This is a genomic window from Campylobacter sp. 2352 PW, from assembly GCF_024723575.1.
In the GTDB taxonomy this organism is placed as follows: Bacteria; Campylobacterota; Campylobacteria; order Campylobacterales; family Campylobacteraceae; genus Campylobacter_D.
Map to the genome: position 1 here is coordinate 1 of NZ_JANQCX010000047.1, position 363 is coordinate 363.

Below are 363 nucleotides of genomic sequence, written 5' to 3' on the forward strand. Positions count from 1 at the left end.
AACAACATCAACATCGATTCAAAACCCTATTTATTAAAAGCTTTATATTTTTGTGAAGATTATGTTTTATATGATAAAGATAAGCAAGCTTTATTTGATGAAAACACAATAAAAGAATTAGAATTTAACTCTAGTTTTTATACTATCTTTATCTCTCATAAAAACAAACTAAATGATACTTATTTAAATGCAAGAAAAGAACTTTATAAAAGTATTGATGAATTTAAAAGACTTGGTTTTAAAGATTTAGAACATGCTTATCAAACTTATATGAGCTCTTTTATTGTCAATGAAGAATTAAATAACAAAGATAAAACAATCAATAAAAATGAAAATAAAGAAATAAATAAAAACTTAAATAAA

1 pseudogene is annotated in these 363 nt (G+C 20.4%); it reads left to right on the forward strand.

Annotation, left to right across the window (positions count from 1 at the left end):
• Window positions 1–363 (forward strand): annotated as a pseudogene (locus CAMP5121_RS08055) (hypothetical protein); the annotation flags it as partial.